Here is a 19793-nt window from a genome sequence, read left to right on the forward strand (position 1 = left end):
AAGTATGCACACAATTTCAGCCCCTGTCCATGAAAGAGGATAGGGGCTGAAATGAATTATAATGGCTGAAGTAGAATTGTTTTTCTTTTTTTCAAGTCCTCAACCATGTCGAGCCAGCGCTGTGGTTTATTAGGCAAGACTGTGTAATAATCCGTGATAAAATCTACAACTAAACTCGCTTCAATTTCTGTTATAGTAGCGTCTGTTGGCATGAAACATAAATCAAGCCCTTCTACCGCCTCCCCGTCATTTTTCCAAGAAGGATGGACGTAAGGGAAATCAAGACGCTGATAGCCAAGGTGCGATAGTACCTCGCGGCGAACATATGGATTCATCGCCATAACTCCGCCAAATGCAAAATCTTCACGCTCATAGGGATTATATATTTCTGCAAACATACCATATAGTACTTTGCCTTGCTCTTTTGCCAATCTCTCTAAATCCGCACTACGATTTACTGCCAGGTAACGCCCAATACCTAGGTTAGGCTTACCGATAATTGTGAAATCAGTCATCGCTATATTCCATGCAGGATAGTAACGATATTCAGTAGCCCCGACAACAGCGCCTTCATGGACTGCGACAAAAACGCGAATGCTTGGGTCTTCCAAAGGCTCTTTCCATAAATCAAATGCCAGAACCTCTTCAGGCGGGAAAATTTCTCCTAATAATATATGCATTTTTGCAAAAAGCGGATCCTCAATTGTTGTAATACGTTTATATTCCATTGCTACTTCCTCCTTACTATCAATTACGCCTGAGCATAATTGTACCTATCGCGAATGCTTTCGGTACATAAAGCATCTGCTGCTGACGCTTTGCTTTCGATACAAAAAGAATTTGCTAAGTCAAGATAAAAGGATTTTGCCATTCCATTAATAAAGCATAATTTAAGGATGCCTCGTCGTCTAGGTAATTTTCGACAAGTGCGAGCGGCATGCGTCCACAGCGCAATAAAAATGTTAAGACAGGATCCGTTAAATCACCATTGACGACTGACTGAACATATTGAGCTGCCGTCAGATGCTCTGCGTATTGATGGTATCCAGGCATACGCCCACCGCCAACGAGTCGATCAAGTTTTTGTTCAACAACAATTTGATACATTGCTTGCATCATTTGTTTGCCTAAATTAAGCCTTCGATACTCAGGGCTTATGCAAATATCCACTACATACAATGTATTGCCTGTTGGATCATGGCTGCGAATATAGCCGTTATCTGTCATCTCTGCCCAGCTATGCTGTGGATGTTTAGGGTCAAATTGAACACATAATGTTGTCATGGAGCCAACAATTTCTCCTGCGATTTCCACGCAAATTGCTCCCTCTGGAAACAGTGTGACATGATTTTCAAGCTGCTGTTCGTTCCACCATAATTCAGCAGGGAAAGGTGGAGGGAAGCAGGCAGCTTGCAAGCGTATCATAGCGGCAAAATCTGACTTTGTGTAATTACGAATAATAGCAGGAATGGGCTTATCACCATCAAAGACATATACCTCACTTCGATAGGTCATGACTTCCATCCTTTTCCCAATCAATATACAAATCTGTTCGTCGATCTCGCCATGTTGTGACAGAGCCCTTTTCTCGCACTTCATACAATAAATTGAGGTCAAGGTCAGCTGTCACCAGCATGTCATGATTGAGTTCACCTTCTGCGAGAAGCCCTTTTGGTGGAAAGGGGATATCGTTTGGAGAAATAATTGCTGCTTGGCCAAAATTGGCACGCATCAAATCAACAGAAATGGAACCTACTGTACCGGTTAATACAACATATACTTGATTTTCTATAGCGCGTGCATGGCTAGTATAACGTACACGATGGAAACCGTGTCGGTCATCTGTACAGGAAGGACAGAAAATCACATCTGCGCCTTTTGCTTTTGCCATTCTCACGATTTCTGGAAATTCAATATCATAGCAAGTTAAAATAGCGATCTTTCCCTTTTCTGTATCAAAAACATGCAATTGTTCACCCGCTGCCATATTCCATCCCTCTATTTCAAAGGGGGTAATATGTAATTTTGCTTGTTCTTCAATTTTTCCATCAGGATAAAACAGATGGGCAACATTGTACAAACGGCCCTCACGCTCAATAATATGTGTGCCCCCTACAATATGTGTATTGGTTGTCTTTGCAAGCGTAGTAAATAAGGTCTTGTATTGAGCTGTAAAAGCAGGTAAAGCTGTGATTTCAAGAGGCTCTCTCTTGTCATTACCGATGGACAGTAGTTGTGTTGTGAAAAGCTCTGGAAACAACACAAAATCCGCCTCATATTCTTGAGCTGTTTTTACATAATGCTCACATTGCTGTGCGAATTCGTCAAAGGAACGAATATCATGTAGATGATACTGAATAGCAGATACGCGAAGTTTCAATGCCAGTCCCCCCTTAATGATATAAGATTTACAATAATCATAGCTTGTGTTTCTTTATTTGTCATCAATTCCTTACGTCTTTATAGAGAAAGGATAATGGCATTGTTGCTTTGCGTTATGAGCAATGTCAACTGTTTTTCAAGAGCATGCCGAGGAATCAGCATGGAACCCAGCCCTTTATTTTATTACATTAATGACTTTAGAAAAGATGTAGTATCATTCCTATAATAAGGAAAATAGGTTTCTAAAATAGAGTAATTTCCTCTGTTGAGTCCATGACTCCCTTGAAATCTGTCCCATATTTCAATTCTTGTTTTATGCATAAAATATATAACGAAAAATTCAGCTTTATGTGTAGTATTGAATTAATTTAATGTGATGCTACTTAGCGTACAAAATAAATAAAACACGCGTGTTGATTAGCCAAAATCACGTAACACTTTTTTGATAAATCATCCGAGCTGATGATAAGATTTCTTCGACGTACGTTCGCCATTTCACCGGAAGCGCATGCCAAAGAAACAGGCGTGTAAAACCTGCGAATGACAAGGAGTCTACGTCTGATTTCAACTGAATGCGGCTGTGTAAAAACTTTAATAAAACATAGGCAATTAACGCGGCGAAAAGCTGACTAAATACCGCATTTTTAGTCGTGCCAAATAATACTGGCACATTTAAATTTTGTTTAATCCAGCGAAAGAAGGATTCGATTGCCCAACGTTCCTTATACATGCCTGCGATTTCTTCTGCGGATACATCGCGAAGATTCGTGACGACACGTACAATCGCACCTTCATAATCGGTAAACTCGACAATACGATGGCGTTTTTCGGTTTGTTTTTGTGCCGTACCTAGCGTACAAGTAAAGTCTGCGACGATATTTGAACCTTCCACAGCTGCTCGTTGTAACGATTTTTTACGGTTTAACTGAATATTCTCTTTTAAACGAATGACAAAATCCTGCTGCGTTTTTGCATATCGATCGACTTTATCAATTGAAAAATAAGCACGATCCGCCACTAAAATAAAACGCTTATCTTCTAATTGAACACCGATTGGACCATCATGCTTCAGCCCAGTTGTTTCAACGATTTGAAGAGGCATACCTGTTTCATTTGTAAAGCTGACGTGCAGTTTGATCCCTGAACGATTCCCGTGATAAAGCGCCCATGGTAAACGAGTTTTTCCGACCGTAATCGTTGTCGAATCAATTGCCAGAAGTTCTTTTTTTAACTTGAGAGAACGCCTTGCAGCTCGGTTTAATCGGCCGACAATTAATTCGAAAATACGCTTCACGATGAGGTAATTCAGTTCACCTAAACGTTTTGAAAGTGTCGAATAGTCCACTGATTTTAAGCCGTGTGCGGGTGCAACATCCGCAGCGTGGCGCATACTTTTCCATTCAAATGTAGCAGCACCAACCAAGTAGTCTAAAAGTGTCGCTACATTACATTTACGAGCCGTATCTTCAAACTGAAACTCAGCTAGAATCCCGTCCAGTTCTTCCTGTGAAATAAAGTTTTGAAGTAATGTGAAAATCGTGGTATTCTTAGCCATGAGAGATTCCTCCTCGTAAATGTTGGTGTGGTAACTTACATTTTACATGGAATCTCTCTTTTTTATTAGTTTTTTATAGGAAAATTTAGTTAATCAACAGACGTGTAAATAAAACATACTAGAGATGTTAGAAGAGGGTATATGAAGCTGGAAAAGCGTATTTTACTAATAAGAGAAGATGTTCCGTTGTCATCTATTTGTACGGTATCCATTGTATCATCTAATAGAGAGAACCTTTCCTTGACTGCTACTTTTTATCCCCATTATTTTAGCAGGTGTGGCATATATATCATTTCGAAAAATTGACAAGATGGATGTTTAAGGCATTGAAACACAAATGTCAAAACCAGACACAAAGATTGTTGTGTCCGGTTTTTTAACCAAAGATTGTTTCCCATAATAAATAAACATTTAATACTACAACAATAGCAGCTACAAGCCACCCTAAAACCGTTATTAGACGATGGTTAACAAGGCTGCCCATAATGCTTCGTTTACTTGTAAACATAACAAGTGGGACAAGGGCGAAGGCAATCCCAAAGGATAATATGACCTGACTTAGAACTAAGGCATAGGTTGCATTAACCCCAGAAGCAATAATGGCTAGTGGAGGTAGCATGGTAATAGCTCGACGTAAATAAAGTGGGATTCTTTTTTGAATAAAGCCCTGCATGACGACATCACCTGCTAATGTGCCGACAGAGGAGCTAGCCAGCCCTGCAATCAGTAAACCAAGACCAAAGGAAATGGCTGCCATTGGACCAAGCGCATCCTTTAAGCCATTATAAGCAATATCTAAATCCTCCACTACAACGCCTTGTGTATGGAATACTGCTGCCGCGATAATAAGCATACTCATATTAATAGCGCCAGCAATCAGCATAGCGATAAGAATATCGATAAACTCGAAACGGAAAATACGTCTTTTTTCAACTTCATTACGACCTACAATACGATTTTGAGTTAATGAAGAATGTAAGTAAATCGCATGTGGCATTACTGTTGCACCTAAAATACCTGTTGCTAGTAATAAAGAATCTACTCCCTCAAATCGTGGTGTCAACATACTAATGCTTACATCGCTCCAATTTGGCTGTGCTAAAAAAGTTTGGAAGGCAAATGCTAGCACGACAATTAACACCATACCGGAAATGCCCGCCTCAAATGCTCGAAAGCCTCTTCGTTGTAATTCTAATATCGCAAATGATCCCACGGCTGTAATAATGGCTGCAGGTAGCATAGGAATATTGAATAATAAATAAAGCCCTAATGCTGCCCCAATAAACTCAGCAAGGTCAGTAGCGATAATGACTAATTCAGCCTGTATCCATAAGAAAATAGATGTTTTTTTAGAAAAATGTTCACGCGCTACTTCAGGTAGATTTTTACCTGTCGCTATACCAAGCTTTGCTGATAAGGATTGAATGAGCACAGCCATTAAATTTGAAAAGACAATGACCCAAAGCAATAAATAGCCATATTGAGAGCCTGCTGTAATGTTTGTAGCAAAATTGCCAGGGTCAATATAAGCAACGGCTGCTATAAAAGCTGGGCCAAGAAACGGTAAAAAGCGTCGCCAGCCTTGTATATCTCCATCTAAAACCGCCTCAGCAGACGATTTTGTTGCTTGTTTGTATACCATAATGTTCCCTCGTTTCAAAAAATATCCCAAAAGAAATAAAGTTTCCTACAGGAAAATAATGTAGTAGTATTCTAACGCTAGCAGTTAAAATTGTGAAGTAATTTGCTTGTCAGCATGATACCCTTTAAATAACATGGCAGGAAAATTCAAAAGTATATCGAACTAATGAATTAAGAAGAAGGGGTGAAAAGAATGGATATGGTCTGGGTAAAATCAAAAATAACAATGCCTCGCACCGTCCCAAATGCTATCAGGAGAAAGAAATTATTAGCCATTCTTACTAACAACCGGCTGAAGAAGTTAATTATTATACAAGCACCAGCAGGCTATGGTAAGACAACGCTTCTTAGTCAGTGGTTTGGATATAGAAAGGAACCTGTGGCATGGTTTACAATTGATCGAAATGATGATGAGCCCATTCGTTTTGTCAAATATTTAATACATACTTTATCATTAAGCCTAAAACAAGAGCTAAATTATTTAGATGAAAGAATTACGCTAGAAACAGTTATAGATAAATTATTAAATACGTTAGAGCTATATAAAGAAAATTTGCATATTGTTTTAGATAATTTCCAAGCAATTCAGCATCCCCAAATTTATCAACTTCTTATTCGCTTCATTGAGTATTTACCAGCTAATATACATATCTACCTAACAACTCGAAGTCACCTAGAGCTACCGCTAGCAAATTGGCGTGTAAAGGGATGGGTGTTAGAGGTGGGGATCCGTCAATTACGCTTTGACTTAGAGGAGTTACAAGCCTTCTACTATGATTCTTCTTCTAATGATGAGCAGCAGGTTAATGCATTGAAGCCCTTGTTAAAGCAAACGGAGGGGTGGATAGCAGGTATCCAGCTTATTAGATTGTCAAACGATGATGGGACGTATATTGATGAATTTTTTATGCAGGAAATTGTGACAGAGTTACCAGTAGCACTACAGGATTTTTTAATTCGTACCTCAATATTAAATGATTTAGAGCCATGTGTTTGCACTGTGATAACAAACGAAGCAAACAGCTTAGCAAAACTTATAGAATTAGAGAAAAATGGTGTATTTATTGAACAAATTGCAGGCCATCCATCTGTTTATCATTACCATACATTATTTAGAAAGGCCCTGCAGAATGAGCTTAGAAAACGTTATTCATTTGAAACCGTTACTGCTATTTATTGGGAAGCGGCTACAAATCTATGTCAAAGGGGAGATTATGTAGCTGCAATTGAGCTTGCCTTAAATGGGGAGCTATATGAGCTAGCGCACGAGTGGATTCAGTGCTATTTGGTGGAAATATTTGCTGAGGGGCATACATTATTATTTAGGCAATGGGTGCAAGTATTAAGACATGCACAGTTTTCTGTAGATATTAATTTACTTGTTTTATATATTACTACATTGTTTTCGATGCATGAAATAGACAGGGCGAATGAAATTATTAAGGAGCTACTTTTTAAGCAAGATGCCTTGCAATGGATGGATAGCTTTAAATTTATCGCTGTATCAAAAATCTTTGAAATTATTAATGCATATGTTGCTTATATGAAGGATGGGAATCTCGAAAAAGCCAAAGTAGGCTTACAAACACGTGTCAATGTAAGAAAGGAAAAATCATCTTTATATCGTATTTCCTTAAAATATAATCAATTTGAGCCTAAAATTTTACGTACAATGGCAGGCATGAAAGGAAGATTTTTACCAGTAGAAAAAATAGATGCTCTTATTCAAGTATTATGTGACAGTGAAATAAAGGAACGAAATATAACAGGCGTGACCTATGGGCTGTTGGCAGAAATATTGTATGAAATAAATGATAGAGAGAGGGCAAGTAAAGAGCTAGAAACCGCCTTACAATACGGTTTACATTTTCAGGACCCAGGATTGTTTATACCAATGTATTTATTGAAGGCTCGTATTTATATGACGAACAAACAATTTGAAGAGGCATATATATTATTGCATGAGGCTATGAAGAAAACAGATAAGCCATACTGGATTGGTGTGTTATATATAATGAAGGCGCAGGCTTATTTACAGGAAGGGAATATTTCATATGCGCAGCGAGAGTTTTTTAGAGTGACTGATTTTATTAATTATAAAATAGCACGAAGAAATCCATTTTATTTATTTGTTCAAAGCAAAATATATTATGCTAAAAATCAAATAGAGGAAGCGCTGCAAATCGCTATTCGTATGAAAGAGGGGGCGATTCAGGAAAAGCAAGTGGGTACATTGATTGAAGCGAGTTTAGTAGAGGCTGCATGCCACTTTGAACTAGGAAAAGAGGAAGCTGCTTTAGCAATCTTACATGATGCCCTTGAACAAGGAGCTTTATATGGCTATTGTCGAACCTTTTTAGATGAGGAAGCCATACTTTCGTTGCTTCATAAATATTGGCGTATACGTCAGCATAATAAACAGGATGCCTTTCAATCAGTACCTTTAGCATATGTTTACAAACTATTGCAGCAAAATAATTACACAGATGAATGGTACGATAGCTTTACACCGAGGGAACGAGATGTTTTACAATTGCTTGCTGAGGGTGCTTCTAATAATGAGATTGCTCAGCGCTTACAGCTTACAGAGGGAACCATTCGTGTTTATTTAACAGAGATATACGCTAAAATAGGCGTGAAATCTCGTATGAAGGCAATTGTGTGGGCGAAAGAATGGCTGGGCTATTAAACTTATAAAGCAGAAGGGGGTGAAAAGATGCCTACTATTTTATTAGCCTCAAAAACGACTATACCTAAAATAAGTAAGCAAGTTATTCAGAGAGAACGTTTAATGGCTATTTTTCAACAAGCACAGGTAAAGCTTATAGTAGTGCAGGCGCCAGCAGGGTATGGTAAAACGACCTTAATAAGTAGCTGGTTTCATCAGCTTAATACAGCCGTTGCTTGGTATACGGTGGATCGAACGGATAATGACCCGATGCGCTATTGGAAATTTTTTATGCATGCGATTAGTCATGCCTTACCTATAGAATCAACAGCTCGTATTACTGCCATACTCCATGCTCAACCACAGCTACCATTAGCACATTTAGTAGATGCTTTATTGCATGAATTATCACGAGTTACCAAAAAGGTTCATATAATGATTGATGATTATCATCATATTCACAATGTAGCAATTCATCAAATGATGACTAGGCTTATTGATTTCTTACCAGAGCATTGCTGTATTTACCTAGCAAGCAGATCAACGGTTTCACTTCCTATTATAAGGTGGCGATTAAACCATTGTTTAGTAGAAATCGGTGTAGATCAACTTCTTTTTACGTATGAGGAGATAAAGGATTTTTATAATAGGCTTAATAGAAAAATAGATACGAAGGAGCTACAACGGGTTTTTGACAGAACAGAGGGCTGGGCTATCGGTTTACAATTAGAAAATTTAGCCGAATTTAGCGATGATGGTGATGAACCATTAAAAGAAAGCAATTCATATATGGCACAATATATAGTAAAAGAGATTCTTGCCAAGCTTGATCCATCTCTCCGAATGTTCCTTCTTTATACCTCATTGCTGGAGCAACTAACTCCTGATACTTGTAACCTTCTAACGAATCGTCGTGATGCTCAACAGGTTTTAGTAGAACTTGAAAAACAGGGATTATTTATTAGTAGAATTGAAGCACAGCAGCAGGTTTATAAATACCATAATTTATTTAGGCAAACATTGCGACAAGAGCTGCATAAACAATTTTCTCATCAAGATATTTCCGCACTATATGAAAAAGCTGCTGTTTCCTTATATAATAACGGTCATTTTTTATCTGCTATAGAGCTTGCATTAAGCGGTGAGATTTTCACTTATGGAGAACAATGGATTTATAAGCATATTGTTACATTTCTTTCCTGTGGTCATGCCACAACCTATATAAATTGGATAGATACTTTATTGACCAATGGCTGCGAAATCCATCCAGAGCTACTGGTGATGTATGCCTATACACTTGCTGTATTGCACAATTTAGATGAGGCCTATCAAATAATAATGGAGCTGGAACAAAAGAATAAATCAAATCAATGGATGGAAAAAGCTGAATATACCTCTGCTGTAGATGATTTTTTAGGGGTGAAAGCCTATATTGTTGTTATGAAAAATGGAAACCTTGCACAAGGGGCAGAATACATTCGGCAAAGGCTAGAGAGAAAGCCTGTTGGTTCAAAATGGGACGCTATTTTTATACAATATAATCAAAAGGAGCATATGCTGTTTCGAACAAATATAGGCTCTAAAGGGAAACTGCTTTCAGATGAGCAAGCAATGTCCTTTTTTGCGAAGTTTCGAACTGGTGAGTTTAAGGATTTAAGTATGACAGGCTATAGCTATGGCATGCGTGCGGAAAAATTATATGAGTGGCATCGCTTTGAAGAGCTATCAATAGAGCTAGAGGGGGCTTTACGTGCTGGCCATCAATTCCAAGATGCAGGATTATTAGTGCCGATGTACATGTTAAAAAGTAAAATTGCTGTTTTCGATGGTCAATATCTCGTAGCGCAAGCTGTGTTAGACCATGCAATGGAAATTGTCAGAGAGCGTTATTGGATAGATGTGATAAGAGTGATGAAGGCACTTGTATTTTTACGCGAAAACCATATTGTTCAAGCAGAGCAGGAGCTAGCCAAGGTTAATGAAAATGAGGTGATGGATTCGCCATTCTATGCACTTGTCAAAGCACGAATTTTACTGATGAAGGATCAGCCTTTAGAGGCACAGCAGCTTATGATACAAGTGAAATTGCAGGCAGAGCAGCAAGGACAGCTATCTACTTGTATTGAAGCTATGGTTTTATTGGCGATTTGTCTAGCAAAGCAAGGAAAAATAGAGGAAGCCTTATGGACATTACATCAAGCCTTAAAATTAGCTGAGCCGTATCAATATATTAGAACATTTATAGATGAGCCTCAAACATATGCTTTATTAAAAAACTATGCCGCTATTCGACAGCAGCCCTCTTATAAGGCATGGGGGGAGGTTTCCATAAGCTATGCTAAGCATTTGCTAGAGTGCGCTCAACAGCATAAGCAAATCCCAGCATTCGCAACCCTTTCCACTCGTGAACAGGAAATATTTTTATTATTATCGGAAGGTGCTTCTAATAAGGAAATAGCCGAGCAGCTATTTTTATCAGAAGGTACAATACGCGTCTATCTTTCAGGGATTTATAGTAAGTTAGGTGTTAAAAACCGCGCACAGGCAATATTATTAAAACCAATGTCATAAAATCATCCGCTATCGTTTCTAGGTAGCGGACTTTTTTGACGTGAAAACAATTAACATTCCTCAATGGTGGCATTAGCTTTATTTTTTTAATATGAGAGGGAAAGAATATTTGATTTTTTAGATGAAGGAGAGGGGATGCATGAAGAAGACTACAACGATTATAGTGATGCTTATATTGTTCTTTTTGCAATGGAAACAAATTTCGATTTCTTATGCAAACGAGCATGAAGTAAATGATGGTGAAGATACCAGTATAAGCAATGATATAATGCCCTTTAGTAAACCCGAGTTTTATACAATACAAAACGATACAGGCATCACCATTGCAGCCTATTTGTGGGGTGGTGGGCATGTTGATATTCCTGCTGTTATTAACGGACAGCCTGTTACTATCATAGGGGAATCCTCATTTTTTAATAAAAATGTGACAAGCGTAACTATTCCTGACAGTGTGACCAAAATAGGAGATAGAGCATTTTTAATGAATCAGCTAACGACTGTGACCATTCCAAATAGCGTAGAGAGTATAGGGAATCTGGCGTTTTTTAACAACCAGTTAACGATGGTGGATATTCCTGATAGCGTGAAAAAAATAGGATCAGAGTCATTTGCAAATAACCAGCTCACATCAGTGACACTCCCTGATGGCATAACAAGAATAGAGAACGGTGTATTTACGAAAAATAAATTAGAAAGTGTAGTCATTCCAAGTAGTGTGACAAGTATAGGGAACTATGCCTTTTATCAAAATCTATTAACAACGATTATTCTTCCAGATGATTTAACCAGTATAGGAAACTATACTTTTTATGGAAATTCTTTAAAAGATGTAACTATTCCTGAAGCAGTTACACATATAGGGGATTGGACATTTGCCTATAATCAGTTACAGTGGGTTCGCTTTTATCATCCATTAGTGTTGCAACCTAATACATTTGGAAACCAAGGTAGCACATTTGATGGTTGGTATAAGGATTTAGTATGGGCTACGCCGTGGGATGGCAATATTACACAACCGACAAGAATTTATGCAAAGGGAAATGCGCTAACATATACACTGATGTTTGACACAAATGGCGGTACAGCCCTTGATGAACAGAAAATACTTGCTGGAGAAAAAGCGTCGGCACCAGCAGCCCCAATAAAAAAAGGCTCTTTATTTGTGGGCTGGTATAAAGATGAAGAGCTAACTGTGCCATGGAACTTTGATACAGATGTGGTAACAGAGCATCTAATTTTATATGGAAAATGGACGAAAAAACCACATACTGTCGTATTTCATACAGACCCAGACATAACAACAGTTGAAGTATTAGATGGAGAGCTGCTAACAAAGCCGCTAGACCCAACTAAAGCAGGCTATACATTTTTAGGCTGGTATAAGGATGAGGAATTTAGCTCACCGTGGGATTTTGCAGTAGATAAGGTAATGGAGGATATAAGCTTATATGCAAAATGGCTGAAAAATACCTATACTGTGCAATTTCGCACAGATTTTGAATCCATCGTTAGTTATGTACGATATGGTGATAAGCTAGAAGAGCCTGTACCCTTGAGGAATATAGGGCATACATTTACAGGTTGGTATAAAGATAAAGAATTCACGGTACTGTGGAATTTTGCGGAGGATAAGGTAACAGAGGATATCATGCTATACGGACAATGGGTGAAAAATATCTATACTGTGCAATTTCAAACAAACTTTGAATTACTCACTAATAATGTGCAATATGGAGATAGGCTGGAAAAACCTATCTCTTCAGTTAAAGCAGGCTATACATTTACAGGCTGGTATAAGGATAAAGAGCTGACAATACCATGGAACTTCGAGATAGATAAAGTGACAGAGCCTCTCACTTTGTATGGAAAATGGACAGCGAATGACTATACTATCACCTTTCAAGTAAATGGAGGTACAGCTATCCCTCCTATAACAGCAATATACAACCAGCAAATAAGTAAACCAGCAGCTCCAACAAAAGCAGGACATGCATTTGTAGGCTGGTATAAGGATGCTCAATTCACAACACCATGGAATTTTAACACAGATGTAGTAACAGCCAATCTTACGTTATATGCTAAATGGTTAGCGAATAGTTCATCGGGTGGTGGGGGAAGCGGTAATCCAACTCCAACTCCAACACCAACAGAGCCAATTCCTAAAGAGCCCACACCAGCATCTGAACAGCCAGAGCCTATACCAGAAGAGCCAGCAGAGCCACAACTACCAGAGCCCACACCCCAGCCAGAGGTAGCTATTAGCTTCTCAGATATTTCTCAGGGACATCGGGCATGGACGATGATTCAGGAGATGGCAAAGAAGAGCATTATTACAGGCTATCCAAATGGCACATTCCAGCCAAATGCGCCGATTCAGCGTCAGCATGTCGCTCTTATGCTAACAAGAGCATTGAAGCTAGAACCAAAAAAAGAGGCACTAGCATTTCATGATATTCCTGAAGGTCATCGCTATTTTGAGGTAATCAATCAGGTGCAACAGGCAGGGCTGTTTGATGGTATAGATGGCAGCTTCCAGCCAACAGCTAATATGACACGTGCTCAAATGGCAAAAGTATTGGTACTGGCTTTTGATTTAACAGCTGATGAAAAAGAGGCATTTAACGATGTGCCACCAACACATTGGGCATATGATTATATTGCCATTCTCGCAGCCAATGGTATCACGATAGGTGATCAAGGTAATTTTAGACCGAATGACCCTGTGACACGTGCAGAATTTGCAACATTTTTATATAGAGCCTTAAAGCTATAACGAAAAATCTCATCCAGAGCTATTTGGATGAGATTTTTAGATACAGAAGCTTAATTTATTTCTCATCATTTTTTAATTAGACTTTGACCTCTTGCATCGTTTACGATGAAAGAAAAGAAGAAGGACTGATTCGACATGACCCATCGAATTTTAATTATAGAGGATGAAGAAAATATTGCGAGAGTGCTACAGCTTGAGCTTCAATTTGAAGGCTATGAGGCAGAAATGGCACATACAGGGACAGAAGGATTGCTGCTATACCGTGAGCAGCAGTGGGATTTAATCTTACTAGATATTATGCTGCCTGAAATGAGTGGGATTGATGTACTAAAACGTATTCGTGCAACAGAATCACAGACACCTGTTATTATGCTAACTGCTAAAAGTGAGGTAGAGGATAAGGTAAAGGGCTTGGATTTAGGAGCAAATGATTATGTAACAAAGCCTTTTGAAATTGAGGAATTACTTGCTCGTATTCGCAATGCTTTACGCTTTTCCCAAAACGCTCGTCCTAAGCAAGACGCTCTTACATTTGGCAAGCTAACTATCAATGTACAAACAAGAGAGGTGTTTTATTATAGTAAGGAAATTCAACTAACCCCTCGTGAGTATGATTTATTGCTACATTTACTAAAACATCCAAGGCAGGTGCTGACGAGGGAGCAACTACTAGAGGCTGTTTGGGGCTACGATTATTACGGAGATACAAATGTTGTGGATGTTTATATTCGTTATGTTCGTCAAAAGCTTGAGGCAGCAAATGTAACACCGCTTATTCAAACTGTTCGTGGTGTTGGGTATGTGCTAAAGGAACAAAGTCATGAAACTTAAAACAAAGATTCATCTGCTCACAACATTGCTAATGCTTGTTATTTTAATAGCAACGAATAGTGGCATTTATTTTTTATATGAGAAATTTGCCTATCAAACAGAATATCAGCAGCTCCAAGCGCGTGCAAATGAGCTAAGCTCCACATTAAGTCAACTAAATGCCGAAACAAATCTACAGCAAGTATTACGAGCCTATATGCCAACAGATGGTGCTGTTTATATTTATGAGGGAGAGCGTTTAAAAACAAAGGTTCAGGCTACACTCGAAATGCCTGATGCTCCTTCCATCACCTACACAATGCCAGCTATTTGGGTTGATGGTACAGTTGTGGCGATAACATTGCAACAATCTATGGAAGCAGTAGCAAGCACATTGGAGTTATTAAAGGTAATATTGGTCGTTGTATCCGTTATTGCAGCGATGCCAATTTTTTTAGCAAGCTTAATGCTTGGGCGACTGATTTTATTACCATTAGAGCGTTTAAATACTACAATGCGTAAAAGTGCAATGACAGGAAAATATGAAAAAATGGACATTCCAGCTAAAGGCGGTGATGAATTAACGAATATTAACCGTACCTTCAATATGATGATGGAGAAGCTTGAGCAGCACTATCAAAAACAACAAGACTTCGTATCAAATGCCTCTCATGAATTAAAGACACCCATAACGGTTATTGAAAGCTATGCAAAATTACTGCTAAGAAGAGGTTTTGACAATCGGGAGGTTGCACAGGAATCCTTACAAGCGATTGTGAATGAATCCGCTCGTATGCATGAAATGGTGCTGCAATTGTTAGAGCTAGCTAAAAATAGTGAGCATTTAGATGTTGATATTACAAGGATTGAGCTTGCACCATTTTTAAATAAAGTAGCTATACAAATGCAGCAGGCTTATCATCGAACATTTGTAGTCGATACACATATTCCAAAATTTATTGATAGTGATGAAAAAATATTAAAGCAACTACTATTTATCTTACTGGATAATGCACGGAAATATAGTGAGGATGAAGTTCGTATTTTGGCTAAGGAAACGACTGACCACGTCTATATTACGATTCAGGATTTTGGTGCTGGTATTCCAGCAGAGCATATCCCGCATTTATTTGAGCGTTTTTATCGAGTAGCAGAAGATCGTAATCGTAAGACGGGTGGCTCAGGATTGGGGCTTGCGATTGCTTATGAGCTTGCAGAGCAGCTAGGTATTACAATAGATGTAAAAAGTACACTAGGAGAAGGCTCAAGCTTTACCCTATGTATACCAAAGGAGGGACAGCAATGAAAAAATGGCTTTTGATAATTGCTGTTATTATTCTTTTGGGTGGCGGAATTATTTGGCTTATTCAATATCGTTATTTTCATAATGAACCACTGAGTGAAGCTGAGGCTGTTGGGCATATCGAAACAATTTACCATGCACAAGTAACAGATGTGGAAAAGCAAGGGGATACTTATAAAATGCTGTTGACACGAGAGCAAGTAATATACGCAGTGACGTTTGATGCCATAACACAGCAAGTAATAGATTTAAGCATGAAAGAAGCGCAACGGCCATTGTTGCTAACAGAAAATGAAATAAGGCAGCTAGTGAAAAAAGAATATAGCGATGTAGAAAGCATTATATTAACAGATAATATATATACAGTACGTGTTGAACAAGAGGACAAGCAAAAGGAATTAACAGTGGATGCCTATTCAGGTGAAATTGTAGCAGAACGAGCTATAGAACCATCTAAGCAGCCTGTAGCAGAACATATTATTTCACAACAGCAAGCCATTCAAATCGCACAGCAGCAATTAAATGGGGAAGTGGATTCGGTTGATTTTGAAGAAACAGCAGACGGTGGTTACTATTTAATCGAGATTGAAACAGAGAATGATGAAGCTACTTTTCAAATTCATGCAATCTCAGGGAAGGTTATGTCAATTACATGGGATGACGACCAATGAGCCATTCTCATGAAATTCTAATGTTTCTCTTATAGTCTTATCATCTTTGCTTGCTAAGCTAAGAATAGATAAAACAAAGGAGAGATGGACATGAAAAAAATAATTGTAATTCCAGCATTAGTGGCTACCCTTGGTATTGGAGCGGCTATTGGGTCTACAACATTATTATCAGGTAACGCAGAGGAAAAAAAGGTATTATCTATGCAGGAAATAGAGAAAAAGGCTTTAGCAGTAGTTGATGGGGCGGTAACAGATATTGAGCTTGATCGTTCTATTTATGAGGTAGAGGTGCACACTGATACAGAAGAGCATGACTTGAAATTTGATGCCTATAGTGGAGAACTATTAAAACAGAAAAAAGAGCGCCGAGATGATGATGATCACGATGACTGGGATGATCACGATACTCTCCCAGCATCTACCAAAACAATTACACAAGAGCAGGCGATTAAAGCTGCACAAACAAAAGCAAAAGGTACAGTAACAAAAATTGAGCTAGATGATGATGGTATTTATGAAATTGAATTTAGAGATGGTCAATATGAATATGATGTAGACGTGGATGCAATTACAGGAAAAATTATAGATTTTGAGCAAGATATTGACGATTAATATAGAAAGTGGGCTGTTGGGAAGGCATTTGTCTTTTCTAATAGCCCTTTGTTTTTGTTGTTATTTCACAAAAATGCCGTCATTATGAACATACCTTTCTATTTATCAAAATAATACTAGCAAGCTAGAAAAGAGTCTGCTATAATCAGTACGTTGATTGAAAACACGAACGTTTACAATTCAAAAGTTGTAGAATGCCATTAAATTCCGAAAAATCAAACTCTTTTTCATAGAAGATAAAAGATTATATCAGAAATTGGCCATTCTCATTTTTTATACAAATTCACTCATATAATAGCGAGAATAAGGCTCGCGAGTTTCTACCGATTTACCGTAAATAAATCGACTATGGGTAGCAATGTGTTTAGAGAACTTCACAGATAGCTGATGTTTTCTATTCGTTTCGACGTTTTGACGCTGAATGCTTTGCTCCACTCGTAGCTGAATGGAACTAAGTATTCAGCGTTTTTTATTAATTTGAAGGAAAGAAGGACATAACAAATTATGAAATTACTACACGACAAAATTATGCAAGAGGGTAAAGTATTATCCTCATCCGTATTAAAGGTTGATTCATTTTTAAACCACCAAATTGACCCAATGCTAATGAAGGAAATCGGTCATGAGTTTGCAAATCGTTTTTCTGATCAAGTCATTACAAAGGTTTTAACAATCGAATCTTCAGGAATTGCGCCATCTGTTATGCTTGGCTTAGAGATCGGAGCACCTGTTGTATTTGCACGTAAGCGTAAATCTTTAACATTATCAGATAATCTTTTTTCATCAAAGGTACATTCATTCACAAAAAATGAAACAAATGATATTTCAGTATCTCGTAATTTCTTAAATGAAGATGACAATGTTTTAATTATTGATGATTTCTTAGCAAATGGAGAAGCGGTAAAAGGTTTATTGGATATTGCTGCACAAGCTGGCGCTCATGTTGTTGGTGTTGGAATTGTGATTGAAAAGGGCTTCCAAGATGGTGGTAAATTATTGCGTGAGCAAGGTGTGCGTGTAGAGTCATTGGCCATTATAAATTCTCTTGAAGATGGTAAAGTGACATTCGCTACGGAGGCCCGTGCGTAATGAATACCTTTAAATCCACAACGCTAGCGATTCAACATTTGCTTGCCATGTATGCTGGCGCCATTTTAGTACCATTAATTATTGGTGGAGCGATTGGCTTTGATGCAGCGCAAATGACTTACTTAGTGGCAATTGATATTATGATGTGTGGTGTTGCAACACTGTTACAAGTTTATTCAGGGAAATTTATTGGTATTGGTTTGCCAGTAGTGCTAGGCTGTACATTTACAGCAGTGAGTCCAATTATCGCAATTGGTACAAATCCTGAGCAAGGTATTACGGATATTTATGGTTCCATAATTGCTTCAGGGGTAATTGTTATGATTATTGCAGGCTTCTTTGGAAAGCTTGTGAAATTTTTCCCACCAGTTGTAACAGGGTCAGTCGTTTCCATTATTGGTATTTCCTTATTGCCAGTAGCTTTAAATAATATGGCAGGGGGGCAAGGTGCAGAGGATTTTGCATCAGGCTCTAATATCGCCCTAGCATTTATTACATTAGTCATTATTTTAGTTGTCTATCGCTTTTCTACAGGATTTGTCCGTGCTGTTTCTATCCTTATCGGCTTAGTGGCTGGTACAATTTTAGGTGCAGTTATGGGCAAAGTTGATTTTAATCCAGTAGCAGAGGCAGACGTCTTCCATATGGTACAGCCATTCTACTTCGGTATGCCAACATTTGATGTAACAGCTATTTTAACAATGACGCTTGTAGCAATGGTATCTCTAGTGGAATCATCAGGTGTTTATTTTGCATTAAGTGATATTTGTAATAAAAAATTAGACTCTAAAGATTTAGCACGTGGCTATCGTTCAGAGGGTCTTGCTTCTGTAATTGGTGGTATTTTCAATGCCTTTCCATATACAACATTCTCACAAAACGTGGGACTTACACGTATGTCAGGTGTTAAAGATCGTAAAGTCATTTACATTACAGGTGGATTACTAGTAGCACTTGGCTTCCTACCAAAAATCGCAGCGTTAACAACAATTATTCCAACATCCGTACTAGGTGCGGCGATGCTTGCGATGTTTGGCATGGTCATTACACAAGGTATGGGCATGCTTGTACCAGTTATGAACGAATCAGCAGAAAACGCGATGATTGCAGCGATTGCAGTAAGTTTAGGTGTCGGTGTATCCGTTGTTCCTGGCATTTTTGATGCACTACCAGAAAAAGTGTCTATTTTAACATCTAACGGTATTGTTTGTGGTTCAGTCACAGCGATTATCCTAAATATTTTATTCAACATGATTGGGCCTAAGCATAAAAAAGACCCGATGCATGGGGAAGCTTAAAAAATAGAGGCTAGGACATAACTCATTTTATTGAGAAAAAGTAAAAAAATGAATGTTATTTTTGTGATTTATTAAAGTATATGCGTTCTAATAACGCAAAAAAATGTTAGACTAAACTTGGAAATGGTCTAACATTTTTCCTTTTGTCCCAGCCTCCTTCTTACCAATCATAGCAGTCTTCACAGTACCTTATCGTTTCCACTTTTTTATACACGATCTCTTAGGACCCAACATACTAAACTGATTCCTATAAGGGTGTGAAGTTAGCCAGTTTTATATATGGCCTCCTAATTGGTCCCAGAGGCTGGTCGGCTTTTCTTCACTTCTACTATAAAAAAATAGTAGCACAAACCATGGCATTGGTTTGTACTACTAATGTTAGTATGTTTCTATATGGAAGGTTTAATAGCATAACAATAC

14 protein-coding genes and 1 riboswitch are annotated in these 19793 nt (G+C 38.2%); of the genes, 9 read left to right on the forward strand and 5 right to left on the reverse strand.

Annotated features, from left to right (window positions below; genetic code table 11):
- Positions 1-56 precede the first annotated feature (56 nt).
- From MHB42_RS01575 to MHB42_RS01595, 5 genes are all read right to left on the reverse strand, one after another.
- Positions 57-728: a GNAT family N-acetyltransferase gene (locus MHB42_RS01575; protein ID WP_340803997.1), complete on the reverse strand. Its 672-nt coding sequence runs from the start codon at positions 726-728 to the stop codon at positions 57-59.
- Between the two features lie 115 nt (positions 729-843).
- Positions 844-1515 (reverse strand): GNAT family N-acetyltransferase, encoded by a 672-nt coding sequence (locus tag MHB42_RS01580; protein WP_340803998.1) that lies wholly within the window; start codon positions 1513-1515, stop codon positions 844-846.
- The gene (locus tag MHB42_RS01585; RefSeq protein WP_340803999.1) at positions 1499-2380 is read right to left on the reverse strand and encodes a carbon-nitrogen hydrolase family protein; all 882 of its coding nucleotides are present in this window, start codon (positions 2378-2380) and stop codon (positions 1499-1501) included. The genes MHB42_RS01580 and MHB42_RS01585 overlap by 17 nt, the downstream gene beginning before the upstream one ends.
- Positions 2381-2809: 429 nt before the next feature.
- Positions 2810-3937 (reverse strand): IS4 family transposase, encoded by a 1128-nt coding sequence (locus MHB42_RS01590; protein WP_340804000.1) that lies wholly within the window; start codon positions 3935-3937, stop codon positions 2810-2812.
- A 376-nt stretch (positions 3938-4313) separates the two neighbouring features.
- On the reverse strand, positions 4314-5579 hold the full coding sequence (locus tag MHB42_RS01595; RefSeq protein ID WP_340804001.1) for an Nramp family divalent metal transporter: 1266 nt from the start codon (positions 5577-5579) through the stop codon (positions 4314-4316).
- A 192-nt stretch (positions 5580-5771) separates the two neighbouring features.
- Between MHB42_RS01595 and MHB42_RS01600 the strand changes: the two genes are divergently transcribed.
- The 9 genes from MHB42_RS01600 to MHB42_RS01640 all read left to right on the forward strand — a co-directional run bounded on the left by MHB42_RS01600 (position 5772) and on the right by MHB42_RS01640 (position 19373).
- Positions 5772-8267, forward strand: coding sequence for a LuxR C-terminal-related transcriptional regulator (locus tag MHB42_RS01600; protein WP_340804002.1), 2496 nt, complete (start codon positions 5772-5774; stop codon positions 8265-8267).
- A gap of 27 nt (positions 8268-8294) precedes the next feature.
- Positions 8295-10817: a LuxR C-terminal-related transcriptional regulator gene (locus tag MHB42_RS01605; protein WP_340804003.1), complete on the forward strand. Its 2523-nt coding sequence runs from the start codon at positions 8295-8297 to the stop codon at positions 10815-10817.
- A 139-nt stretch (positions 10818-10956) separates the two neighbouring features.
- Complete coding sequence (locus MHB42_RS01610; protein WP_340804004.1) at positions 10957-13590, forward strand: InlB B-repeat-containing protein; 2634 nt, start codon at positions 10957-10959, stop codon at positions 13588-13590.
- A 135-nt stretch (positions 13591-13725) separates the two neighbouring features.
- Complete coding sequence (locus tag MHB42_RS01615; RefSeq protein ID WP_340804005.1) at positions 13726-14421, forward strand: response regulator transcription factor; 696 nt, start codon at positions 13726-13728, stop codon at positions 14419-14421.
- Positions 14411-15706: a HAMP domain-containing sensor histidine kinase gene (locus MHB42_RS01620; protein ID WP_340804006.1), complete on the forward strand. Its 1296-nt coding sequence runs from the start codon at positions 14411-14413 to the stop codon at positions 15704-15706. The genes MHB42_RS01615 and MHB42_RS01620 overlap by 11 nt, the downstream gene beginning before the upstream one ends.
- Positions 15703-16374, forward strand: coding sequence for a PepSY domain-containing protein (locus tag MHB42_RS01625; RefSeq protein ID WP_340804008.1), 672 nt, complete (start codon positions 15703-15705; stop codon positions 16372-16374). Before MHB42_RS01620 ends, MHB42_RS01625 begins: the two co-directional genes overlap by 4 nt.
- Positions 16375-16464: 90 nt before the next feature.
- The gene (locus MHB42_RS01630; protein WP_340804009.1) at positions 16465-16986 is read left to right on the forward strand and encodes a PepSY domain-containing protein; all 522 of its coding nucleotides are present in this window, start codon (positions 16465-16467) and stop codon (positions 16984-16986) included.
- A 267-nt stretch (positions 16987-17253) separates the two neighbouring features.
- A riboswitch (purine riboswitch) is annotated at positions 17254-17355 on the forward strand.
- Between the two features lie 135 nt (positions 17356-17490).
- Entirely contained in the window at positions 17491-18075 is a 585-nt protein-coding gene (locus tag MHB42_RS01635; RefSeq protein ID WP_340804011.1) for a xanthine phosphoribosyltransferase, read from the forward strand.
- Positions 18075-19373 (forward strand): nucleobase:cation symporter-2 family protein, encoded by a 1299-nt coding sequence (locus MHB42_RS01640; RefSeq protein WP_340804012.1) that lies wholly within the window; start codon positions 18075-18077, stop codon positions 19371-19373. Before MHB42_RS01635 ends, MHB42_RS01640 begins: the two co-directional genes overlap by 1 nt.
- Positions 19374-19793 lie beyond the last annotated feature (420 nt).

Source organism: Lysinibacillus sp. FSL K6-0232, from assembly GCF_038008325.1.
Lineage (GTDB): Bacteria > Bacillota > Bacilli > Bacillales_A > Planococcaceae > Lysinibacillus.

Excerpts from the sequence above, each read along its gene's own strand:
- MHB42_RS01590 (WP_340804000.1), bottom strand. The coding sequence starts at position 3,937 with ATGGCTAAGAATACCACGATTTTCACATTACTTCAAAACTTTATTTCA.
- MHB42_RS01600 (WP_340804002.1), top strand. The coding sequence starts at position 5,772 with ATGGATATGGTCTGGGTAAAATCAAAAATAACAATGCCTCGCACCGTC.
- MHB42_RS01625 (WP_340804008.1), top strand. The coding sequence starts at position 15,703 with ATGAAAAAATGGCTTTTGATAATTGCTGTTATTATTCTTTTGGGTGGC.
- MHB42_RS01595 (WP_340804001.1), bottom strand. The coding sequence starts at position 5,579 with ATGGTATACAAACAAGCAACAAAATCGTCTGCTGAGGCGGTTTTAGAT.
- MHB42_RS01605 (WP_340804003.1), top strand. The coding sequence starts at position 8,295 with ATGCCTACTATTTTATTAGCCTCAAAAACGACTATACCTAAAATAAGT.
- MHB42_RS01630 (WP_340804009.1), top strand. The coding sequence starts at position 16,465 with ATGAAAAAAATAATTGTAATTCCAGCATTAGTGGCTACCCTTGGTATT.
- MHB42_RS01620 (WP_340804006.1), top strand. The coding sequence starts at position 14,411 with ATGAAACTTAAAACAAAGATTCATCTGCTCACAACATTGCTAATGCTT.
- MHB42_RS01635 (WP_340804011.1), top strand. The coding sequence starts at position 17,491 with ATGAAATTACTACACGACAAAATTATGCAAGAGGGTAAAGTATTATCC.
- MHB42_RS01580 (WP_340803998.1), bottom strand. The coding sequence starts at position 1,515 with ATGACCTATCGAAGTGAGGTATATGTCTTTGATGGTGATAAGCCCATT.
- MHB42_RS01615 (WP_340804005.1), top strand. The coding sequence starts at position 13,726 with ATGACCCATCGAATTTTAATTATAGAGGATGAAGAAAATATTGCGAGA.
- MHB42_RS01640 (WP_340804012.1), top strand. The coding sequence starts at position 18,075 with ATGAATACCTTTAAATCCACAACGCTAGCGATTCAACATTTGCTTGCC.
- MHB42_RS01610 (WP_340804004.1), top strand. The coding sequence starts at position 10,957 with ATGAAGAAGACTACAACGATTATAGTGATGCTTATATTGTTCTTTTTG.
- MHB42_RS01575 (WP_340803997.1), bottom strand. The coding sequence starts at position 728 with ATGGAATATAAACGTATTACAACAATTGAGGATCCGCTTTTTGCAAAA.